This is a genomic window from Rhodococcus sp. NPDC057297 (assembly GCF_042667435.1).
In the GTDB taxonomy this organism is placed as follows: domain Bacteria; phylum Actinomycetota; class Actinomycetes; order Mycobacteriales; family Mycobacteriaceae; genus Rhodococcoides.
On record NZ_JBHUZE010000001.1, the window covers coordinates 694,842 to 716,258 of the forward strand.

A 21,417-nucleotide genomic window follows, 5' to 3' on the forward strand; every position below is an offset into this window, starting at 1 on the left:
GTATAGTTCGGCCGGTATAGTTATTGGACCGCTCGGGAAGGGCTACCGTGATCGAGATACTGAACCCCAACCAGGTTGCCCTGGCGCGTGAGACCGGCGCGCTCGTCGGCGAGATCCTGCAGACCATGAAGAGTCGTAGCGTCGTCGGCACCAACTTGCTCGACATCGACCGGTGGACGAAGGAAATGATCCTCGGGGCCGGTGCGGAATCCTGCTACGTCGACTACGCGCCGTCCTTTGGTAGCGGCCCGTTCGGTCACTACATCTGCACGGGCGTCAACGACGCTGTTCTGCACGGACGCCCTCACGACTACACCCTCGCCGACGGCGACCTGCTCTCGCTCGACCTGGCAATTCTCCTCGGAGGTATCGCCGCGGACTCCGCCATCAGCTTCGTCGTCGGCGAGACGAAGCCCGCGGAAAGCGTCGCGCTGATCGACGCCACCGAGCGCGCGTTGGCCGCCGGAATCGAGGCTGCGGGCCCAGGGGTCAAGATGGGTGACATCTCGCACTCCATCGGATCGGTTCTCACCGGTGCGGGTTACAAGGTCAACACCGAGTTCGGCGGTCACGGAATCGGTTCGACGATGCACCAGGATCCGCACGTCTCCAACAACGGCCGCAAGGGCCGCGGATACACACTCAGGCCGGGGCTGTTGCTCGCCCTCGAACCGTGGGTGATGGCCGATACCGACAAATTGATCACCGACACCGACGGATGGACCCTCAAGAGCTCCACCGGATGTCGCACTGCGCACAGTGAGCACACCATCGCCGTCACCGACGACGGAGTCGAAATCCTCACGCTCGCACGGTAATCAGGCGGGTTCCGGATCCGATCTGTCAATCTTGGGCTGCGCATCGCGGTGAATGTTCTTGGCCTCCTGCTTCTCCAACGCGATGTCGTACCCCAGATCCTCGTGCTGGTGTTTACGGAACAACACGAGAAAGACGATCCAGCCGACGATGGCGACAAGGATGAAGCTGACGGCGCGGTAGACGAACGCCGCAGCCACGGCCTGCGAGGCGCTGATCGACGCCGCGCTGGTCAGCAACGCGATCAGGGTGGCGTCGACGATGACGAGTCCTCCGGGAGCGAGCGGGACCGACCCGACGGCCTTGGCGGCGGCGAACGCGAACAGCAACCCCGACAAGCGCGGATCCGAGCCGACGGCGAAGCATGCGAAACCAAGGCAGGCGACGTCGGCTACACGATGCAACGCCGACCAGCCGAGAGTCAGACCGGCGTCTTGCTTACCGAGCTGTACCGACTGGACCTGTTCGATGACCTCGTCGATCCGCTCCTGCCCGGCGTCGGCAGGCTGATTGCGAAAGTCGTTCACCTTGTGCAGAACCCACCGTGCGGCACTGCGAATGGACCGTGGGTGCGCCGAGACGTATCGGACGGCCAGAACGATCGCCAGCACGCCGGCGATCGGAAGCACCAGCGTGAACGTGTTGACGGACCCGCCGACGAGCAACGCCCCCGCGACGCCGAGGACGGCCAGCCCAGCAGCGGCAATGACACCCGATATCGCGAGCTGCCACGACGCGACGACGGGACTGGCACCCCAGCGTCGGGTCTGGCGGTAGGTGAACGCCGTCGAGAACACCTGACCGGCGGGCAGCGTCAGGGACATCGCAGTGCTGCCGTAGATGACGGCGACGGACTTGGCCTGGCGAACCCGCACACCACCTGCCTGAAGCAACTGCTTCTGCACCCGACCGAACGCGCTCAGCGACACGGCCTGGGTGAACACACACGCAGCGAGCCACCCCCAATGAATCTCGGTGAGCGCCTGCCAGGACTCGTGCAACCGCGGCCACAGGTAAATGCCCTCGCCGACGAGAAGAGCGATCAACGCGACCCCGGCGATCCACTTCAGCCAGCGGAGGCGGTTTCTCCGGCCTCGGTTGCCTGCCTCAGGAGCGCCGGCTACGTGCTCGGGTCTCGGTTCGGCCACCTTCACAGGGTAACCACACGAGACGAACGTTCATGGGTGCTCAACAGGCCAGGCAAGGTGAGTGAGGCGTCGTCTGCCGCGTAGTTGGACCTGATCTCCGAGCTCCCAATGTTCCTGTTCCTCGTCACTCGCGAAGTACAGAGCGGACGTCGACGCCAGCACGCGGCCGGGCCGAAGTTTGGACAATTCGGTCAAACGAGATGCTTCGTTGACCGGGTCTCCGATGACTGTGTACTCGAACCGCTCCTTCGCGCCGATGTTTCCTGCCACAGCGAGACCGGCCGACACACCGATGCCGATGTCGAGTCCGACGATGTCATCGAGAGCAAACCGCAGGTCGCGCGCCGCAGCCAGCGCTGCCGTCGGAGCGTCGGGCCGGTCGAGGGGCGCCCCGAAGATCGCGAGGGCAGCGTCGCCCATGAACTTGTTGACGAAACCGTGGTGCTGATCGATCACGTCGACCACTACGCGGAAGAACTCGTTGAGAAGCTCGACGACTTCGCTCGGCGGGCGCTCCGACGCCGTGGCCGTCGACCCGACCATGTCCACGAACAGAACCGCGACGAAGCGGGTTTCTCCGCCCAATTCGGTACCGAATTGCAATGCGCGTCGGGCCACGTCCTCACCGACGTGCTGGCCGAACAGCTCCCGAAGCACCCGACGCTCGGCCGATTCCTCCATCATCCGGTTGAAGCCGACCTGCAGCCGACCGATCTCGCTGCCGTCGAAGACGTCGACCTCCACGTCGTTGTCTCCGCGCTGAACACGCTCGATCGCCCGGCGCAGCTGCCGAATGGGATCCGAGATCTGACTCGCCGTCAGCATCGACAGAATGAACGCCTGACCGACCGCCAGAACACTGAGCAGGATGATCGCGACAGCGAGCGAATCGGTGGAGAACACCAGATCCGTCGTCAACTGCGTCGCGCAGAGCAAGATGATGCCGATGACGGGCATCAGCGTGCCGAGACCCCACGTCATCGCCATTCTGGTCCCGACGCCCGGCGTCATCGTCCGGTCGAATCGGCCCTCACTGAGAGCCATCGCAGCCACCGGCCGCAGAATTCTCTCCCCGAGCATGTAGGTGAAGCCGAACGTCACCGTCGCCGCCATGATCACCGTGACGATCACCGCCACCGCCAGCGACGGCATCTCCGTCACCGTGAGCAGCACGAACAGCACGCCGCCGATCACCCACAGGACAAGATGCACGATCGCCTGACGCAGCGGAGCATGCAGCGTCGCCATCTGCTCCTTACGATTCGGCGGCCCACCGCGCAACTGCCACCGAATCACACTCCGCAACGTCCGAGCCGCGTAATACAGACTCACCGCACCGGCCGCGACCAGATACGCCCCGAACACGTACACATTGCGAACACGATCCGCGACGATCGACTGCGACTCCTCGATGGGAAGCCCGTACCGCACGAACGCGAACACCAACACCGCGCCGAACAGATTCGACAGCAACATCGACAACATATAGAGAGGCCAGCGACTCTTCAGGGTGAGCGAGACCGCTCTCAAAGATGCCAGCACGGGTTAAATTTACCGGGTGACCGAACGCGAGCCGCAGGCAGAAGCGTCAAAGGTACTTCCCAGCCGCCCAGCACCCCCTCCAACAGCGGCCGATTCGGTGCATCCTCTCGTCCGTATCGGCGCCGAATGGACCTGGCGACTGCTGGTCATCTTCGCCGGCTTCATCACGTTCTGTTACGTCGTCGCACGGTTGGACACCGTGGTCATCCCCCTCGGCCTTGCGTTGCTGGCGTCGGCGATGCTGCTCCCACTCGTCGACTGGATGCAACGACGCGGTGTACCGAGAGCCGCGGCGGTCGTGGTCGTCATCATCGCCAGCATCGGCGTCGTCGCCGGGATCATGACGTTCGTCGTCGAGCAGTTCATCGAAGGGCTGCCGCAGCTGGGTGATCAATTCACCACCTCGATAAACGACGTCCAGCGGTGGCTGGCCGACGGGCCCTTCCACATCTCGCAGGATCAGATCAGTCAGGCGAGCGAGAACCTCGTCAAGGTCATCCAGGACAACCAGGCCGCGGTGACGTCGGGTGCGTTGACGACTGCGACAGTCATCGGCGAAATCCTCACCGGCGCCGCGCTGACGCTGTTCATCCTGATCTTCTTTCTGTACGGCGGCGACCAGATCTGGGAGTTCGTCACCCGGCTCGCCCCCACCGGAGCGCGACGGCGGATCCGCCTCGCCGGCAGCCAAGGATTCGGGTCCCTCGTCGGATACGTGCGCGCGACGGTCGCCGTGGCCGCTGCCGACGCCATCGGAATCGGTGCCGGTCTCGCGATCCTCGGCGTGCCGCTCGCACTTCCGTTGGCATCGCTGGTGTTCATCGGAGCGTTCATTCCGATCGTCGGTGCCTTCCTCACCGGATTCGTGGCCGTGTTCATCGCCTTGGTGACGAAAGGCTGGCTGACGGCACTGATCACGCTGGGCATCGTCGTCGCCGTCATGCAGCTGGAAGGGCATGTGCTGCAACCGTTGTTGCTCGGCCGTGCAGTGCGGCTGCACCCGCTCGCGGTGGTACTGGCCATCACCGTCGGCATTCTTCTGGCTGGAATCGTCGGTGGCCTGCTGGCCGTCCCCATCGTCGCCGTCCTCAACACTGCAGTTCGGTCTTTGCTCGCCGACGATCCCGACGAGGTCTACGAGGAACTGGAGGAGCACGATCCGGGGGAGCCTCTGTTCCCGGCCGAAGCCGACAGCCCGCACCCCCACAATCGCGAACTCGATCCGGGCAGTCTGAGCACCCCGGATTTGTCGAAAGAGACCGGCTCGGAACGGAAGCCGACCGATGAGTGATGCGGTCACACCGCTGTGGCGGGCGTCGCAGGCGTTTCGTCTGATCACGTTGATCTACGCGATCAGCTATCAGGTGGCCTCGATGTCCTATTACAGCAACGTTCGGTTGAGCTGGTTCTTCGTTGCGCTCATGGCGGTGTGGACCGGTCTGTCCGCGGCACTGCTGTCGAGGGCGACGTTGCCGCGGTGGAAGGTGGTGCTCGCCGACCAGATCGTCGTGATCGGGCTGATGGCGTCGACTCGCCTCGTGTCGGAATACGATTGGTACAGCACTCACCAAACCCTCCCGACGACGCTGTGGGCAACCAATGCGGTCATTTCGGCGGCAATTCTGTTCGGGCCCAAGGGAGGTATTGCGTCAGGCATCCTGCTGGCGGCGGTCAGCGCTGTGGTGCGCGATCAGATCGATCTGGATCTGTGGACCGATGCGACCGCACCGGTTCTGGTATCCGTCGGTCTTGCCCTCGGGTTGGCGAGCAACACCGCCCATCGTGCGCACGCCGAACTCCAGCGCGCCGCCCGACTCGCGGCAATCACCGAGGAAAGAGAGCGTCTCGCCCGGCAGGTGCACGACGGTGTGCTGCAGGTTCTCGCGCTCGTTCGCCGTCGTGGATCGGAAATCGGCGGCGTAGCAGGAGAACTCGCCGAACTAGCGGGCGAACAGGAGGTAGCGTTGCGGATGCTGATCTCCGAGCAAGGAGAACCGAGCAGAGTCGACGCCACCCAGGCTGAAGTGGATCTGCGAAGCCTTCTGCGCCCTTACGGCAGCACCACTGTCTCGGTGTCCTCACCGCCGGATCCGGTGTTGGTCGACAGGTCGGTCGCCGAGGAGCTCTCCGCCGTGGTCGACACTGCACTGTCCAATGTCGCGCTTCATGCAGGCGAGGGTGCTCGAGCGTACGTCCTACTGGAGGACGTCGACGACATGGTCATCGTCAGCGTGCGCGACGACGGCGATGGTATCGCTCCCGGCCGACTGGCGGCCGCGGAAGCCGAAGGGCGGATGGGCGTGTCGAAGTCGATACTGGGCAGGGTCTCGTCGATCGGCGGCACGGCTGTGCTGGACACCGACGTGGGCGCCGGAACCGAATGGGAGATCAAGGTGCCGAAACAGCGGAACGACCCGGAGGGGCAGGAGTGGAGCCGGCGGAATGACCCGGAGGGGCAGGAGTGGAGCCGGCGGAACGACCCGAGGGGCAAGCGATGACGCAGGAGCAGATTACCGTGATGGTCGTCGACGACCACCCCATGTGGCGAGACGGCGTCGCACGGGACCTGGAGGCCGCGGGTTTCGACGTCGTCGCGACGGCGGACAGCGTCGGCGCTGCAGGAAGGCGGGCGAAAGCCACACAGCCCGACGTCGTGCTGATGGACATGCATCTGCCGGACGGAAACGGAGCGGACGCGACGAGCAAGGTCCTCGAGGGCTCGAAGAACAGCCGAATACTGGTGCTGTCCGCATCGTCCGAACGAGAGGACGTACTCGACGCCATCAAAGCGGGTGCGACGGGATACCTGGTCAAGAGCGCGTCGGCCGACGAACTGTACGAGGCCGTTCGTTCCACCGCTGCGGGGCAGGCGGTGTTCACACCCGGACTTGCAGCGCTGGTTCTGGGTGAGTACCGGCGGATGTCGAGCGCGCCGGAGGGGGAACGAGACTCTCGCCCGACCCTGACCGAACGCGAGACCGAGGTTCTTCGTTTGGTCGCAAAAGGATTGAGCTCCAAGCAGATCGCGACGAAGCTGACGCTCAGCCATCGAACCGTCGAGAACCATGTGCAGGCCACTCTGCGCAAGCTGCAACTCGCCAATCGAGTCGAGTTGACGCGCTACGCGATCGAACAGGGTCTGTAACCGAGTGTTTGCATGCCCGGGCAGACGGGCACACCAGAACGCATGACCGATACCGACAAGCCCGTCGACACCACCGTCGATCCCACCGAGAAGACGCGCGGTCAGGATGCCGACACCGGGCAGAGCGCGAACGAGCGCGGACGCGCAATCGAGGAGTTCGACGAGCACATCGACGGATCCGGTGACGAACCGTCGTTCCCGACGCCTGATCCCGACGACGTCACGGACACTCCGACGGACCCGAAAACCACCACCCGCACCGAGTGACGCCTCGAGGCCTCAGGCTGAGGTGCTGATCAGCGGCGGACCAGTCGGCCGATGGCGCACCTCGCGTACGGCAGGTACGGGAGCACAAAGGCCGGTGAACCGTCCATGGTCAACCAGGTGCGGCTCCCGTCCGGCCGCGACGCCACCCCGTGGGTGAGCGTCAGCCCCAGCTTGCGACTCTTGAACCAGACTTTCGATGTCCACGTCCAGCCTGCTTCGTCCACTTCGGTCACCTCGAAGTCCAGTCGAAGCCACAGTGGGCCTTCGAGCCGGCCGAACGACTGCGTGCACAAGCGCGACATCGAATATTCGACGGACACGATCTGCGTTGCCCACGACGACCACTGGCGTGGGTCCATGTATCGCTCCCACACCGCACCGGCTCTTGCCTCCCCCACGGCATCGATCGTGATCTCCATCTCACGAATTTACCCGGCGATTTGCCGGGAAAAACGTGGTGAGCGGTCTATTTGGCGGTTCGGCAATGCGGGGCAGATCGTTGTCCCGACTCTCGACGTTCAAAGTTCTCCTCCTCGTCGACGACCGGTCACGGCGCGTGGTCACACTCGACGCGGTGCGCATCGTGCAGCTGGCCAATTTCTACGGACCGCGTTCCGGCGGTCTGCGGACCGCCGTGGATCAACTGGGGGCTGGGTACACGGCGTCCGGCCACGAGGTGGTTCTGGTCGTGCCGGGGGAGCGAGCGACCGAGACGATCTTGCCGTCGGGAGTCCTGCGCATCACCCGTCCCGCAGGCAAGATTCCGTTCACCGGTGGCTATCGCGCGGTCAATCCTCGATCCACGGCCGGACTTCTGAGCGGGCTGCGCCCGGACGTCGTCGAAGTATCGGATCGCCTCACGTTGCGCGGAATGGGAACGTGGGCAGCCCGGCGCGGAGTTCGGAGCGTGATGATTTCCCACGAGCGCCTCGATCGTCTACTCGGGCAGATGATGCCCGACGCGACGGCACGAGCACTCGCCGACGTCGCGAACCGTCGCTCAGCCGAGACGTACGACGCCGTCGTGTGCACCACTGCTTTTGCGCGACGCGAGTTCGAGCGAATCGGCGCCACCAACGTCTCTCAGGTTCCACTCGGCGTCGACCTCGACATGTTTCATCCGGGCCGGCGCGTCGGCGATTCCCGGTCGCCCTGGCATCGGGGCTCTGGGCGACTGCTTGTCCACTGTGGCCGATTGTCGGTGGAGAAGCGGGTGGACCGCAGCATCGATTCGGTTGCTGCGCTTCACCATTCCGGATTCGACGTCCGATTGGTGATTGCGGGCGACGGACCGAGACGCGCAGGGCTCGAACGTAGAGCCCGAGGACTCCCCATCGAGTTCCTCGGATTCGTCGACGGGCGTGAGGAACTCGCATCCCTGCTCGCGTCGGCGGATGTCGCTGTGGCGCCGGGGCCGCACGAGACGTTCGGGTTGGCCGCGCTCGAGTCACTGGCAACTGGAACCCCCGTCGTCGTATCGCGGTCGTCCGCGCTGGCCGACATCGTGACCACGGACTGCGGTGGGCGCTTCGACGACACCGCAGACGGATTGGCGACGGAGCTGTCGAGGGTGTTCGACCTACCCGCTCCAGCCCGACGGACGGCGTCGCGGGCCAGGGCGGAGCAGTTCGGCTGGCCGCTGTCGGTGGCGGGGATGCTGAGCGTGCTCGAATCCGCATGATGGCCAGGTTCGGCGTCGACACCTATCCTGGAACGCATCTATCCTGGAACCCATGGAGGCGAGGGATCTACGAGTGTCCGACGCAGAGAAGGAGCATGTGGGTCAGCTCCTGCAGCGCGCAGTAGGGCAGGGCATGCTGTCGCTGGGCGAATTCACCGAGCGGATGGACACGGCGCTGGCCGCCAAGACCCGCGGTGAACTCAACTCCGTCCTCGCCGACCTACCTGGCATGCAGATCGCCGAGGAGCACCGCCCGCCCAGTCCCACCCCGTACAACGCCGGCACGGCGCCGTCCTACCAGCCGCCGACGCATTCGCCCTGGCACGGGCATGCAGGAAACGCTCACGGTGGTCCGGGTGACGTGGTGCGCGGAACGATGTCCACGGTGTCGCGCAAAGGGCCGTGGCACGTACCGCCGAAATTGTCGATCCAGAGCAAGATGTCGACGATCACGCTCGATTTCACGCAGGCAATCATGTCGACCCAGGTGGTAGAGGTGACTGTCGACGATTACTGCAGCACAATCTCTCTCGTTGTCCCCGAGGAGGCGACGGTCGACCTCAACGGCCTCGACACAGTGGGAGGCAGCGCGAACAACAAGGTCCGCACCGGCCCGCCCATCGGCCGTTTGCACGTGGTCGTGCGTGGCAAGGTTCGCTTCGGCTCCGTCACCGCCAAACACCCACTCGGAACCTCGTTCCGACGGATGTTCGGACACTGATCGCGCATCGGGGTGAATCTCAGGGTCGACCCCGATTGACGACGCCCGGACCCGGCGAAACGATGAAGCGATGCAGATCCAACAAGTGTGGCCACTACTGGCAGTCCGTACGCGGTCGTGGTTGATCGAACACAACGGTGAGCCGCTCGACCCGCATGTCGAGGCCGAACTTCTCTCCGTCGCGGGAGATTCGCCCGACCCGTCGTGGTGGGCCGGGCATTCTTCGGCGGATCAGTCGGAACTGACCGACGCCGCCGTCGACTGGATCGAGTCGGTGGCAAACGGCGAATTGGATTGATGGAAAGTAAATTTCAGGCTGTTGCTTGATCAGCTTCCTCATCCGGGTCGCCTGTGTTCGCGGACGGGCCGAAGCATCGAGCAATCTCCACCGCATGGGAACGTGTGTTCGAAAACTTGTCGGTGGGTCTGGTTATGGTGGTGTCATGCTCATGGGGGATGAGGGTTCGGGGACAGCAGTCGGTGACGGGGTAGTCGGTGACTCGGTAGTCGATGATTCGGTAGTCGGTGATTCGGTAGTCGACGGCTCGGCGGTCGAGAGCGCGGGGTCGGGGGTGACCGGTGCGGGGTCTGTGTTGCCGATCGAGGCGGCGTATCTGGCTCAGGTGGTGGCGACGTTGGAGCGTCAGGTGGAGATTCTGAGTCGGATGAACATGCGTGGTGCCAGTACGGCGGATCAGCGTGCGGTGTTGGTGCGTACCGAGGCGGTGACGCGGTCGTTGTTCGGGCAGTCGCACACCTGGTTGGCGGATCTGATGGATCTGCGTGGTCTCGACGACATCTGGGGATCGGTCCCCGACGCTCTGGCGGTGTTGCTGCGGATCTCCCGCAGGCGGGCTGGGCAGCGTATCCGTTTGGCGGAGACCCTCGGTACGCGCACAGCGATGACGGGTGAACGTCTGGCTCCGGAACTGCCCGCGACAGCTGTTGCCGCGCAGGAGGGGGTGCTCGACGAGGAGCCGCAGGAGGTGATCCGCAAGTTCTTTCGGCGTCTGGGTAGCAAAAGCGATGTCGAGACGCGGGCGAGCGCGGAGCGGCAGTTGGCGCAGCTGGCTCGGGAGCTCGGTCCGGACGAGTTCGCCGCTGCCGCGCGCCGGTTGTACGACCTGCTCGATCCGGACGGGGATCTGACCGACGAGAGCACTCTCGCCGACCGCTGCTACGTGCGGATGGGTAAACCAGGGCCCGACGGTCTACGCAAAGGCAGCTTCGTCGTCGACCCCGAAACCGGTGCCTACATGGAAGCGATCTTCGAGAAATGGGCCAAACCCGGCATGCTCGACCCCGACGACGCCTCACCCCTCACCGACCCACCCGAACCCACACCGAAGACAGACACAGTCGACACCGCTTCGACCGAACCGACACTGTTCGGCAACGGCAACGGCAACGGCAACGGCAACGGCAAAGACAGTGCCAGTGACAGCGACGAGGACGCCACCGGCAGCGGCAGTGGCAGCGGCAGCGGCAGCGGCAGTGGTGAGGGTGGGGGTGGGGGTGAAGTCGAGGGTTCCGGTGGTTCTGGTGGTTCGGAGGAGCATCCTGAGGTGGTCGAGCGGGCGCGGCGGGATCGTCGCAGTGTGGGACGTCGACAGCATGATGCGCTCAAGGCGGTCACGCGGCAGATGTTGGCGTCCGGGAAGCTCGGCAGTCACCGCGGGCTGCCGGTCACCGCGGTGATCGTCATGCAGTGGAAGGACCTGCAATCGGGTACCGGGCATGCAGTCACCGCGGCCGGGACCACCATCCGGATGCGTGATGCGATCCGAATGGCCTCCCACGCGGAGCAGTACCTCGCGCTCTTCGACGACGACGGCCGGCCTCTGCACCTGGCCCGCACCAAACGACTCGCCTCCGCTGATCAACGCATCGTGCTCATCGCCGCCGACCGCGGCTGCAGTTTCCCTGGCTGCACCCGTCCGGCGACGCGATCGCAAACCCACCACATCAAAGAATGGGCGCAGGGAGGGCACACCGACATCGGGGATCTGACGTTCGGCTGCGATATCCACCACCCACTCGTCGGACCCGGAGACAACGAGTGGGCGACGACGAAAGCCGGACCCGATCACCCCTACCCCGGGCGGACACTGTGGCATTCACCGGTCTCGGTCGACCCCCAGCGCCGCGGTCGGGTCAATCACTTCCACCACCCCGGGGAGTACATCGTCTCCTCCGACATACCCCTACCCGGACTCGAGAACCACACCACCGACACCACCGGCATCACCGACACGACCGACACCACTCGAAACGGCACCATCCGACCCCAGGACGGACAACCCACACACCCACCCACACCCAGCACCCCCACACCCAGCGCCACTGAACCGAGCCCAGCGGAACAGGATCCGCCACCAGGTCGATGACCACCAGCAGGCTGCCAGCGGCACACACGCTCCGCGTGTGCCGCTCACAGTCAGGCCCGCAGCAGGAAAAGCGATGGGCAGCAGGCCGTAACGTCGATCATCGCGGCCAACAGCGCGACAAGGCGAGGTGAAGTTGGCCTGAGCCTGAGCCGTGAACAGGTGCCGAGGAATTACCCACGTCGCCCGGGTAGTTCTACTCAGGACTCGGGGGTGGGCGAGGACAACACTGAACCGCATGACAACACCAGGGATCGATCCGCGATTGGTTTCCGGCCTCGCGAGCCAGTTCGCCTCCTTGAGCGAGCAGATGCGTCGGGTGTCCGGCGACCTCGGCGTCCTGCAGAGCCAGCTGACTGTGCCTCGGACAGAACAGCCCAGCTCGGCTTCGCAGCCTGTGGTTCAGTACCCGCCGCAGGGAGTGTCGTATGCGTACCCGGGTTCGCCGCAGCAGATGCGTCCGCAGGCATCCATGCACCCGCAGGCATCCATGCACCCGCAGGCATCCATGCATTCGCAAACGCCCGTACATCCGCAAACGCTGGCACGCCCCCAGGTATCGACGCAGCCTCGGATGCCGGTGACGTCTCCTGTTTCCCCGAGGCCGCCGGCGCCGAAGGCGGAGCCCTGGTGGCAACGCGACGGTGTGATCAGCCGCGTACTCGCGGTCGCGGGCGCGGGCGTCACTTTGGTCGGCGTGGTCATGCTTCTCGTCCTCGCGGCGCAGGCCGGATGGTTCGGCCCGGAGCTCAGGGTCGTAGCCGGGGGAGCGTTCTCCCTCGCATTGCTGTACGCAGGGTCGCGGATCTACCGCAAGTCGGGTGGACGGGTCGGTGGAATCGCAACCGCAGCAACAGGTATCGCCGGGTTGTATCTCGACGTCGTGGCGGTGACCGTCATCTACGAATGGTTGGAGCCCGTGATCGGACTCGTAGCGGCATTCGGGATCGCAGCGGCGGGCGTCGGGCTGGCCGTCTCGTGGCGGTCGCAACCGATGGCAGTCCTGATTCTCGCCGGCGTTGCGGTATGTGGACCGGTGGTCACCGGTGGGATCACGTTGTCGCTCATCGCATTCTTCACCGCTACGTTCATCGCGAGCTTCGCTGCGCAACTCGGCCGCGACTGGCCGTACCTTGCAGCCGTGCGGACGCTCCCCGTTGTGGTGGCCACCCTTGTCGGGATCGCACAGGCGGTCAGCCTGGATATGGTCGGGACCGACGCGCTGCCGCTCCTGATCGTCTCGGCCATCGTCGCCGCGTTCGGCATTGGTAGCTCGGTGGAGTTGTTGCGTCGCAATGCAGCCGACGTGATGGCGTCGGTCATGGCCGGAGTCTCCGCCGTTCCAGTCCTCGCGGTGGGAACGCTGTTCGAGCCGTGGACAGTGACCTTGGTCGAGGGTGTGGTCGCGATGGCCTGCGTCGTCGTGATCGCGATGGTCTCCTGGTTGCCTGCCCTCGCCCGCACGATCCTGACGATCGTCGGCTCGCTTGCGCTGCTGCAAGCAGTGCTCGTACCGACGACGACCGAACTGCGGCCGCTCGCCCTCCTGGTCGTGTCCGCTGTACTGCTCGCTGCGGCGAACCGCGGAACCTCGAAGCCGGCGTACTACTCGGCCCTGGCGTTCGGCCTGTTCGGCGCACTGGGATATCTGGTGGTCTCCCCGCCCGCAGCTATGATGGATTCGCGTTACGCGACAAACGAATTCGGTATCGTGCTCGCCGGCGTGCTGCTGGCAGTCGTATCGACCGGGCTGGTGCTGGTCGGTATCCATCTGAAGATCGTGGAGAAGAACGCGCAAGCGTGCTCGGTGGTTGCCGGACTGGCGTCCCTCTACGCACTGGCGTCGGCGACGGTTGCCCTCGGTGTGGCGGCGATCGGTGGAACCACCGGATTCGTCGCCGGACATTGCGCCGCAACCATCGAAGCCATGGCGATCGCGATGGCACTGTTGGCCTTCGGCCTCAGGAGCGAAAAGTATGCGCACACTGCCCTGTTGGCAGGACTGTCTCTGACCGCGGTGTCCGTCGCTAAACTGTTCCTCTTCGATCTCGTTGCCTTGGATGGACTGTTCCGAGTCGGAGCATTCATCGTTGTCGGTCTGCTGCTGCTCTTCGCGGGCACACGCTACGCAAAGGTGTTCGCAGACCGCGCCGCGAGCTGAACCAGCACGACGCTACCCGTCGCGGTTCCTGTTGATCAGGAGCTGCGACGGGTAGCGGTGGTCTACAGGTACTTCTCGCCGAGACCCAGCTTCTGTTGAACCTTCTTCATGGACTTCGGTGCCCACCAGGCGCTGTCACCGAGCAGTTTCATCACCGACGGCACGAGGAACATCCGAATGACCGTGGCGTCGATGATGAGTGCAGCGATCATTCCGTACGCGATGTACTTCATCATCACCAGGTCCGAGAAAGCGAACGACCCGGTGACGACGATCAGAATCAGCGCCGCAGCGGTGATGATTCGCCCGGAATGGGCTGTCCCGATGCGCACCGCATCCGTGGTGCTTGCACCCTTCTCTCGCGCTTCGACCATCCGTGAGAGCAGGAACACTTCGTAGTCGGTGGACAACCCGAACACGATGGCGCCGATCAACAGCAAAATCATCGCCATGATCGGCCCGGGTGTGAAGTTCATCAGGCTCGCGCCGTGGCCGTCGATGAAGATCCAGGTGAGGATCCCCATCGTCGCGCCGAGCCCCAGGGCGGTCATCAGTACGGCTTTGATGGGCAGGACCAGCGATCCGAATGTCAAGAACATCAGCAACGTCACAACGAGGACGACGAGGACCGCCGTCAGTGGAAGTCTTTCCTCCAATGCCTCGATGGAGTCGTATTCGATTGCAGGCGTACCGGTTACGGATACCGTCGCGCCGTCGGGAACCTCGATTCCGCGTAGGTACTCGATTGCCTCGGACGATTCGTTCCTGTCTTCGAGACCAGCTTTGAAGACGATGATGCCGTCCTTGCTGGTGCCCGTCGGCGAGAATTTCTCGACGAGACCGGGTGCTTCGTTCGCCTGCTTGGTGATCTGCCCGAGCGAAGAACCCTGCGCGCCCTCGATGACCAACTTCAGCGGCTCGGTACGTTGCCCGGGAAACAACTCGTCGAACTGAGCCTGGGCGACGCGTGTGGGGTTGTCCGGCGGCAGGTAGGTTTCGTTGATTCCGCCGAACTCGATCTTTCCGACAGGAAGAGTCAGTACCAGCAGGCCGAGAACGATGACGACGGCCACCTTGATCGGACGCCGCATGACCCAGGAAGTGAGCTTGCCCCACATTCCGTTCTCGATCTCCTCGGACGAGCGGGTCTTGCGCATGAATTTCAGACCCAGCGCGTCCACGCGTGGCCCGAGAATCGCGAGCAGCGCGGGGAGCACCGTCACCGCGGTCAGGGCCGCAAGCGCAACCGTCGCAATCGATCCGTAAGCAACCGATTTGAGGAAGCCGTGCGGAAAGAGGAGGAGACCGCCGAGGCTGGCCACGATCATCGTCGCCGAGAAAACCACCGTGCGTCCGGCGGTCATGACCGACCGCTTGACGGCGTCTTCGGTGGTGCGGCCGTCTCCTAGTTCCTCACGAAAACGCGACACGATGAACAGGCCGTAGTCGATGGCGAGGCCGAGACCGACCATCGAGACGACCGGGGCCACAAAAGTGTTCACCTCGGTGAAATCGGTGAACAGGCGCACGATTCCGTTGGCTCCGACAACCGTCAGGCCACCCACGATCAACGGCAGCGCCGCAGCAACCACACCGCCGAAGACGAAGAACAGCAGGACAGCGACAGCAGGGATGGCGAGGATTTCCATCCGGTGAATATCTTCGGACATCGTCGACTGCAGTGCCCCCGCCACCGCCTGCAGACCGGCCACCTGAACGTCGCCGCCCTGCTCATTGATCTCGGGGATGTAGAACGCGTCCTTCACGTCCTGGAAGTTGTTCGTCAACTGCGTGTCGTCGTCTCCGACGATGGCGATGCTGGCGATTGCGTGACGCTTGTCCGCGGTCGCGAGCGCCGCAGCGCTGACGACGCCGTCGACCTGGAAGTAGGTGCCGTTGATCTTGGCGATTCGATCCGGATGGTCGGCAACGAGCGAGCCGAGGCTACTGGTCACAGCCGCTGTGAAGGCCGGATCGTCGACGGTCTTGCCCTCGGGCGCCGTGTACAGAACGATGACGTCACCCTCGGTGTCGCGTCCGAAGGTGGTGTCGGCGAGTGTCGCCGCAGCCACCGATTCCGAACCTGGATCGTCGAACCCGCCCTGGCTCAGATGGTTCTCGAAACCCACTCCGTACGCAGCCATGGCAAGCAGTCCGGCGACCATCACACCCAGAACCGTGTACCGCCAGCGATGGACGAGATCTCCCCAGGTGGCGAACACTCAGTCTGCTCCTCGTTGTCGTCGAAAATCGGCCACCGACGCCGACGAACGAGCAGCGTGGCGGGGTCCTAGGGGACAACGGTCGAGGATGCGCCCGCGTTCCGATCGAGCGTTGTGACACCGAACAATGCTGGCCGGCGAATCTGTGCCCGAACACGACGAAGGCCACCCGAGCTTCCTCGAGTGGCCTCCGACCGTGTGAAGAATCGCTACTTGCGACGCTCGCGCGCCAACAGCTCGCTGACGCTCAATGCTTGACGGCTGTCGCCTCCGCGGTGCCGGCCGCTGTCCGGGTCCTCGGTACCGGCCTTACCGTCGGCCGGTGCAGTCTGCTCATCCGCGCGGCGTGACAAACCGACCGGACGATCGTCTGGTGTCGGTGTCGGTGTCGGTGTCGGTGTCGGTGCAGGCCACGACCTGGTCGACTGATCTTCCGGCGCAGGAGTGCGCGGAGCATTGCGCGTCGAGATGTCGTAGCGAGCTCGGGGCGCGGCCTGCGTCCGCGGCGGCGTCGGCTGCTCTTGTTGCGAGGCCTCCGGGCGTGAAGCTGCAGAAGAAGCCTCAGCGTCACGGCTCTGATCCTGCGAGTACCCGCGAATCCCACCGGTCCTCGGCGCAGTCGGCCCTGCTTCCGGCGGCCGGCCGGTGCCGCGTGCGCCATAGGCCGAGCCGTTGGAGCCTTCAGCGTGACCGTTGCTCGAGCGGTATCCCGAGCCGTTGCTGCCCGACGTGGAGGTACTGCGGCCGCCCGAACCGCTGCCGTTCGAGCTGCTGCCGTTCGAACCGCTGCCGTTCGAACCGCTGCCGTTCGAACCGCTGCCGTTCGAACCGCTGCCGTTCGAGCTGCTGCCGTTCACTCCGGGGCCGTAGTAGCTGTTTCGTCCGGAGCCGTTCGCGCCTGAGCCGTTGGTCGCTGAGCCGTTCGGAGTAGGACCGTACGCAGCTGAACCGTTGCGGCGTGGTTCGTCCGATCGACTGGATGCGTTGACGGACGTCCGGTCGGCGTCGGTCCTGGTGTCGTCCGGTGTCGAGCTGACGGGCGCCTGAGTCTCGGGCTTCGGCGCGGGTTTCTGCGTTTCGGGTTTCTGTGGCTCCGACGGCGCGCGAAGGTCGGCTAACCAGCTCTCGATGGATCGCGGGTCGGGGGAGGAGCTTCGGTTGCTCTGTGCGCGGACCGGTTCACGCTTCGGCGGCTCGGGACGCGGCACCGGCGGAGGGGTCGGTCTCTCGACGGCGGGCTGTTTCTGGGTGGCCGGCGGCAGGGGGCCGGGAGCGGAGCCGGCGGAGTGACCCGAGAGACCGGGAGCGGAGCTGGCGGAGTGACCCAGGGGGCCGGGAGCGGAGCCGGCGGAGTGACCCAGGGGGCCGGGAGCGGAGCCGGCGGAGTGACCCGAGAGACCGGGAGCGGAGCCGGCGGAGTGATCCTGAGTTTCGGGGGCTGCGGACGGCCTGCCGGTGGCCGATCGACGTTCGTCCTCTCTGGCGGCGTGCGTTGCGCGGATCGGCCCGGATCCTGTCGGTGCGACGACAGGGATGGGTTCGGTCAACGGTTCGCTTCGGCGCGGGGCGGTGCGCACCGGGGGTGCGACGGGTGCAGGTGCGCCCGCGGTGGCGAGTTCGGGGACGTCGGTCGGCATCAGTTCGTCCTCGAGGATGGTCTCGCCGAGGCCGAGCTTCTCCTGAATTCGCTTCATCCACTTCGGTGCCCACCAGCAGTCGTCGCCCAGGAGTTTCATGGTCGCCGGGACGAGGAACATGCGGATGAGGGTGGCGTCGATGATGAGCGCGGCGATCATTCCGTAGGCGATGTACTTCATCATCACCAGGTCGGAGAATGCGAATGCGCCGGTCACGACGATGAGGATCAAGGCGGCCGCGGTGATGATGCGTCCGGTATGCGAGGTTCCGACGCGGATGGCTTCGCTCGTGGACGCACCTCTCTCCCTGGCTTCGACCATGCGTGAGAGCAGGAAGACTTCGTAGTCGGTCGACAATCCGAAGACGATCGAGATGATCAACACCAGCACCGGGGCCATGATGGGCCCGGGTGTGAAGTTCATGAAGCTGGCGCCGTTGCCGTCGATGAATATCCACGTCAGGATGCCCATCGTCGCGCCGAGTCCCAGCGTCGTCATGAGCACTGCCTTGATCGGCAACACCAACGATCCGAACGTCAGGAACATCAACAGCGTCACGACGAACACGACGAGTATCGCCATCAGTGGCAAATTGTCGATGAGGGCCGCGATGGAATCCTGTTCGATCACCGGAGTGCCGGTGATCTGCACGGACGAGCCCTCGGGGACATCGATGCTGCGCAGGTAGTCGATGGCAGGCTTCGAGTCGTTTCGATCGACGAGGCCGGCCTTGAAGACGATGATTCCGTCTTTGCTGGCGCCGGTCGGGGAGAACTTCTCGATCAGCCCAGGAGCCTCGTTGAGTTGGCTGGTGATCGCGGCGAGGTTGGGGCCCTGCGCGTTCTCGATGACGGCTTTGATCGGCTCGGTGCGCTGACCGGGGAACAGTTCGTCGAACTCGTTCTGGGCTTGACGGGTGACGTTGTCCGGCGGGAGGTAGGTCTCGTTGATGCCGCCGAACTTGATGTTTCCGACGGGCAGCGTCAGCAGTACCAGGCCGAGGACGATGGGAATCGTGACCTTCAGTGGGTTGCTCATGACCCACCGGGTCAGCTTGCCCCACATGCCGTTCTCGATTTCCTCGGACGACTTGGTCTTGCGCATGAACTTGAAGCCCAGCGCGTCGACCCGTGGACCGAGGATCGCCAGGATGGCAGGCAGGATCGTGACCGCGGTGAGAGCCGCGAGGGCCACCGTCGCGATCGATCCGTAGGCCACCGATTTGAGGAAGCCCTGCGGGAACAGCAGCAGGCCGCCGAGGCTGGCGACGATCATCGTCGCCGAGAACACGACGGTCCGACCCGCGGTCATGACCGACCGTCGAACAGCCTGCTTCGTCGAATAGCCGTCGCCGAGTTCCTCGCGGAATCTCGACACGATGAACAGTCCGTAGTCGATCGCGAGACCGAGTCCGACGAGCGAGACCACGGGCGCGACGAAGCTGTTGACCTCGGTGAAATTGGTGAAGACCTTGACGATGCCGTTGGCGCCGACGACAGTCAGGCCGCCCACGATCAGCGGAAGGGCCGCGGCGACGACGCCACCGAAGATGAAGAACAGCAGCACCGCTACCGCCGGAATGGCCAGCAGTTCCATGCGGTGGATGTCGCCTGCCATAGTCGACTGGAGGGCACCCGCGACGGCTTGCAGTCCCGTCACCTGCACGTCGACGCCGTCTATGTAGAAGACGTCCTTGACTGCTTGGAAGTTGTTGGTGAGTTCGGTGTCGTTGTCACCGAGCATCGCGATGCTGGCGATCGCGTGGGTGCGGTCCTCGGTCGCCAATGCGTTGACGCTGACCACACCGTCGACCCGGAAGTAGGTGCCGTTGATCTTCTCGATCTGCTCGGGGTTGTTCGCGACGAGCGAGTTGAGACTGTCGGTGACCTTGGCGTTGAACTCCGGATCGTCGACGGTCTTGCCCTCGGGTGCCGTGTACAGGACGATCACGTCGCCCTGTTTGTCGCGACCGAACGTCTGATCGGCGAGGCGCGCGGCCTGCACCGACTCGGAGCCCGGGTCGTCCCAACCGCTCTGGCTCAGGTGGTCGTTCAGGTCGAGGCCGTATGCGGCGAAGCCCAGAAGCGCGGCCACCATGACTCCGATGACCGTGAACCGCAAGCGGTAGACGAGATCTCCCCATCTGGCGAACACTTAAGAAACTCCTTGGCGCCCGACGAGCAGGGCGGACAGTGGGCGGAACGGCTGCAACCATGCGCCCTCGTCCGGTAGCGAGTCCAGGCTCACCCGTGGCAGGGGCTCACGGAAGACGCCGGGGATGTCCTCCAGGTCGAGGAATTCCAGCGTCTCCGACGTCACCGCCCAGCTTGCGTGCTCGCGGAATCCGAGCACCTGGACGGGGATGCCAGTTGCAGCGATGTCCTCCAACGGCTCGCGAAACGCTTGGCCGTCCGCAGACGCGACCATGACGCCCGCCAGCCCGCCACCGCGATTACGCAGTTCGATGTGGTCCAGCATGTCGGCGTCGACATCGCTGTCCTCGTCGACCTTCGGCTTGGCGAACACCGCGAAACCCACGTTACGCAATGCTTCGACCCACGGTCGAACCACATCGGCGCTGCCAGGGGCGATGTTGGTGAACACCGTCGCCTCGGGTTCGAGCGTCGACGTGCCGGTGGCGGACAGTTCCGCCGTCCGTTGAAGCAGCCATCGGCCCAGCGCATCGAATCGGGGGCGGTAGGCAGCCGTCGGCCGACCGCCGAGAATCGCGCCGAGGCCCATGTCGAGATTCGGCGCATCCCACACGAGGAGTACTCGTCTGGTGTGTCGAGTATCACCCGTGTCGATGTTCGGGATCGGGGCCAGCGACGTGTCGACGCTCTGCTCGCTGTACGTCATCGTGGACTCTTCCCCCATATCAGCTCCGTCACCGAGCTACCCACCAGTTGGGCTTTGCCCTCGAACTTGGTGACGGGCCGCTCGTGTGTCATCGGAGATTCCCAGTCGAGAACGGTCAGACCGGGCTCTGCGTTCCCGGCTTCGGCAATCCATTCCGCATAGTCCGCGTGATCGGTCGCGACGTGCAGTACTCCGCCCGGTTTCAGACGGTCGACGATCATCGCGAACGTGGGGGCCTGCAACAGGCGGCGCTTGTGGTGACGCGCCTTCGGCCAGGGGTCGGGAAAGAACACGCGGACGCCGGTCAGCGACTCGGGCGTCAACATGTTCTCCAGAACGTCCATCGCATCGCCGCGGAGCAGCCTGATGTTCTCGATGTCGTCGCGCTCGATCTGCTGAAGGGTCTGAGCCAACCCGGGCCGGTAGACCTCGACCGCCATCAGGTTGACGTGCGGCTCGGCCTTGGCCATGGACGTCGTGGCAGTTCCGGTTCCCGATCCGATCTCGAGGATCGCCGGAGCGGAACGACCGAACCAAGCGTCGACGTCGATCTTCTCGTCGGCGACGTCACGGCCGATGCGCGGCCACAGCGAATCCCACGTGGCTTGCTGAGCATCGGTCAACGCACCGCGCCTGGACCGGAAACTGGTGACACGCGGGTACAGCCGAGAGCCTCGATTCGAGTCTCCACCGGCCACGTCCGGCGTGTCCGGGGTCTCCGAATCGAGTTGTTTGGCTGTGCTCCGTGCGTCGTTCACCGCACCATTGTCGCGCATCGACGGACTGTGTGACAGGTGGGTCTCGAGTTGAAGTTGAGACTTGTCGTGAAGGCGC

17 protein-coding genes are annotated in these 21,417 nt (G+C 64.6%); 10 read left to right on the forward strand and 7 right to left on the reverse strand.

Annotation, left to right across the window (positions count from 1 at the left end):
• The first annotated feature begins 47 nt into the window (after window positions 1-47).
• Window positions 48-818, forward strand: coding sequence for a type I methionyl aminopeptidase (gene map, locus ACFULT_RS03225; RefSeq protein ID WP_378480582.1), 771 nt, complete (start codon window positions 48-50; stop codon window positions 816-818).
• Here map and ACFULT_RS03230 read toward each other — a convergent pair whose 3' ends face one another.
• Both ACFULT_RS03230 and ACFULT_RS03235 read right to left on the reverse strand, forming a co-directional pair.
• Window positions 819-1,964, reverse strand: a complete 1,146-nt coding sequence (locus ACFULT_RS03230; RefSeq protein WP_378480583.1) for a YbhN family protein — start codon at window positions 1,962-1,964, stop codon at window positions 819-821. It abuts the gene before it with no gap.
• Between the two features lie 30 nt (window positions 1,965-1,994).
• Window positions 1,995-3,449: an adenylate/guanylate cyclase domain-containing protein gene (locus ACFULT_RS03235; RefSeq protein ID WP_037112063.1), complete on the reverse strand. Its 1,455-nt coding sequence runs from the start codon at window positions 3,447-3,449 to the stop codon at window positions 1,995-1,997.
• Between the two features lie 154 nt (window positions 3,450-3,603).
• Here ACFULT_RS03235 and ACFULT_RS03240 point away from each other — a divergent pair, with 154 nt between their 5' ends.
• The 4 genes from ACFULT_RS03240 to ACFULT_RS03255 are packed head-to-tail and all read left to right on the forward strand — an operon-like array spanning window position 3,604 to window position 6,918.
• Window positions 3,604-4,797: an AI-2E family transporter gene (locus tag ACFULT_RS03240; RefSeq protein ID WP_037112061.1), complete on the forward strand. Its 1,194-nt coding sequence runs from the start codon at window positions 3,604-3,606 to the stop codon at window positions 4,795-4,797.
• Window positions 4,790-6,004: a MacS family sensor histidine kinase gene (gene macS, locus ACFULT_RS03245; protein ID WP_378480584.1), complete on the forward strand. Its 1,215-nt coding sequence runs from the start codon at window positions 4,790-4,792 to the stop codon at window positions 6,002-6,004. The genes ACFULT_RS03240 and macS overlap by 8 nt, the downstream gene beginning before the upstream one ends.
• Window positions 6,001-6,651, forward strand: coding sequence for a response regulator transcription factor (locus ACFULT_RS03250; RefSeq protein ID WP_020112333.1), 651 nt, complete (start codon window positions 6,001-6,003; stop codon window positions 6,649-6,651). Before macS ends, ACFULT_RS03250 begins: the two co-directional genes overlap by 4 nt.
• Window positions 6,652-6,693: 42 nt before the next feature.
• Window positions 6,694-6,918: an autophagy-related protein 2 gene (locus tag ACFULT_RS03255; RefSeq protein ID WP_241483869.1), complete on the forward strand. Its 225-nt coding sequence runs from the start codon at window positions 6,694-6,696 to the stop codon at window positions 6,916-6,918.
• 29 nt (window positions 6,919-6,947) lie between these two features.
• On the opposite strand, the gene ACFULT_RS03260 is transcribed toward ACFULT_RS03255, so the two are convergent.
• A complete protein-coding gene (locus ACFULT_RS03260; protein ID WP_037112049.1) occupies window positions 6,948-7,337 on the reverse strand; it encodes a MarR family transcriptional regulator in 390 nt (129 codons plus the stop codon).
• A gap of 155 nt (window positions 7,338-7,492) precedes the next feature.
• On the opposite strand from ACFULT_RS03260, the gene ACFULT_RS03265 reads away from it, so the two are divergent.
• From ACFULT_RS03265 to ACFULT_RS03285, 5 genes are all read left to right on the forward strand, one after another.
• Window positions 7,493-8,599 (forward strand): glycosyltransferase, encoded by a 1,107-nt coding sequence (locus tag ACFULT_RS03265; protein WP_378480905.1) that lies wholly within the window; start codon window positions 7,493-7,495, stop codon window positions 8,597-8,599.
• Window positions 8,600-8,651: 52 nt separating this feature from the next.
• Window positions 8,652-9,320 carry a DUF1707 domain-containing protein gene (locus tag ACFULT_RS03270; RefSeq protein ID WP_378480585.1) on the forward strand — a complete coding sequence of 223 codons (669 nt, stop codon included), beginning with the start codon at window positions 8,652-8,654 and terminating at the stop codon, window positions 9,318-9,320.
• Between the two features lie 70 nt (window positions 9,321-9,390).
• On the forward strand, window positions 9,391-9,618 hold the full coding sequence (locus ACFULT_RS03275; RefSeq protein ID WP_378480586.1) for a hypothetical protein: 228 nt from the start codon (window positions 9,391-9,393) through the stop codon (window positions 9,616-9,618).
• A gap of 145 nt (window positions 9,619-9,763) precedes the next feature.
• Window positions 9,764-11,707: a DUF222 domain-containing protein gene (locus tag ACFULT_RS03280; RefSeq protein WP_378480587.1), complete on the forward strand. Its 1,944-nt coding sequence runs from the start codon at window positions 9,764-9,766 to the stop codon at window positions 11,705-11,707.
• A 643-nt stretch (window positions 11,708-12,350) separates the two neighbouring features.
• Window positions 12,351-13,865, forward strand: a complete 1,515-nt coding sequence (locus ACFULT_RS03285; protein ID WP_378480906.1) for a DUF2339 domain-containing protein — start codon at window positions 12,351-12,353, stop codon at window positions 13,863-13,865.
• Between the two features lie 62 nt (window positions 13,866-13,927).
• Here ACFULT_RS03285 and ACFULT_RS03290 read toward each other — a convergent pair whose 3' ends face one another.
• The 4 genes from ACFULT_RS03290 to trmB form a co-directional block, all read right to left on the reverse strand.
• Window positions 13,928-16,087 carry an MMPL family transporter gene (locus ACFULT_RS03290; RefSeq protein WP_094719923.1) on the reverse strand — a complete coding sequence of 720 codons (2,160 nt, stop codon included), beginning with the start codon at window positions 16,085-16,087 and terminating at the stop codon, window positions 13,928-13,930.
• A gap of 209 nt (window positions 16,088-16,296) precedes the next feature.
• Window positions 16,297-19,878: an MMPL family transporter gene (locus tag ACFULT_RS03295; protein ID WP_378480588.1), complete on the reverse strand. Its 3,582-nt coding sequence runs from the start codon at window positions 19,876-19,878 to the stop codon at window positions 16,297-16,299.
• Window positions 19,879-20,583, reverse strand: a complete 705-nt coding sequence (locus ACFULT_RS03300) for an NYN domain-containing protein (RefSeq protein WP_037112035.1) — start codon at window positions 20,581-20,583, stop codon at window positions 19,879-19,881.
• Entirely contained in the window at window positions 20,580-21,359 is a 780-nt protein-coding gene (gene trmB / locus ACFULT_RS03305; protein ID WP_037112031.1) for a tRNA (guanosine(46)-N7)-methyltransferase TrmB, read from the reverse strand. The genes ACFULT_RS03300 and trmB overlap by 4 nt, the downstream gene beginning before the upstream one ends.
• Between the last annotated feature and the right edge of the window lie 58 nt (window positions 21,360-21,417).

What these genes read in the sequence shown, in the direction of transcription:
- ACFULT_RS03235 (WP_037112063.1), bottom strand. Translation starts at nt 3,449, where the DNA reads ATGTTGTCGATGTTGCTGTCGAATCTGTTCGGCGCGGTGTTGGTGTTC.
- macS (WP_378480584.1), top strand. Translation starts at nt 4,790, where the DNA reads ATGAGTGATGCGGTCACACCGCTGTGGCGGGCGTCGCAGGCGTTTCGT.
- ACFULT_RS03250 (WP_020112333.1), top strand. Translation starts at nt 6,001, where the DNA reads ATGACGCAGGAGCAGATTACCGTGATGGTCGTCGACGACCACCCCATG.
- ACFULT_RS03255 (WP_241483869.1), top strand. Translation starts at nt 6,694, where the DNA reads ATGACCGATACCGACAAGCCCGTCGACACCACCGTCGATCCCACCGAG.
- ACFULT_RS03260 (WP_037112049.1), bottom strand. Translation starts at nt 7,337, where the DNA reads ATGGAGATCACGATCGATGCCGTGGGGGAGGCAAGAGCCGGTGCGGTG.
- ACFULT_RS03270 (WP_378480585.1), top strand. Translation starts at nt 8,652, where the DNA reads ATGGAGGCGAGGGATCTACGAGTGTCCGACGCAGAGAAGGAGCATGTG.
- ACFULT_RS03275 (WP_378480586.1), top strand. Translation starts at nt 9,391, where the DNA reads ATGCAGATCCAACAAGTGTGGCCACTACTGGCAGTCCGTACGCGGTCG.
- ACFULT_RS03280 (WP_378480587.1), top strand. Translation starts at nt 9,764, where the DNA reads ATGCTCATGGGGGATGAGGGTTCGGGGACAGCAGTCGGTGACGGGGTA.
- ACFULT_RS03300 (WP_037112035.1), bottom strand. Translation starts at nt 20,583, where the DNA reads ATGACGTACAGCGAGCAGAGCGTCGACACGTCGCTGGCCCCGATCCCG.
- trmB (WP_037112031.1), bottom strand. Translation starts at nt 21,359, where the DNA reads ATGCGCGACAATGGTGCGGTGAACGACGCACGGAGCACAGCCAAACAA.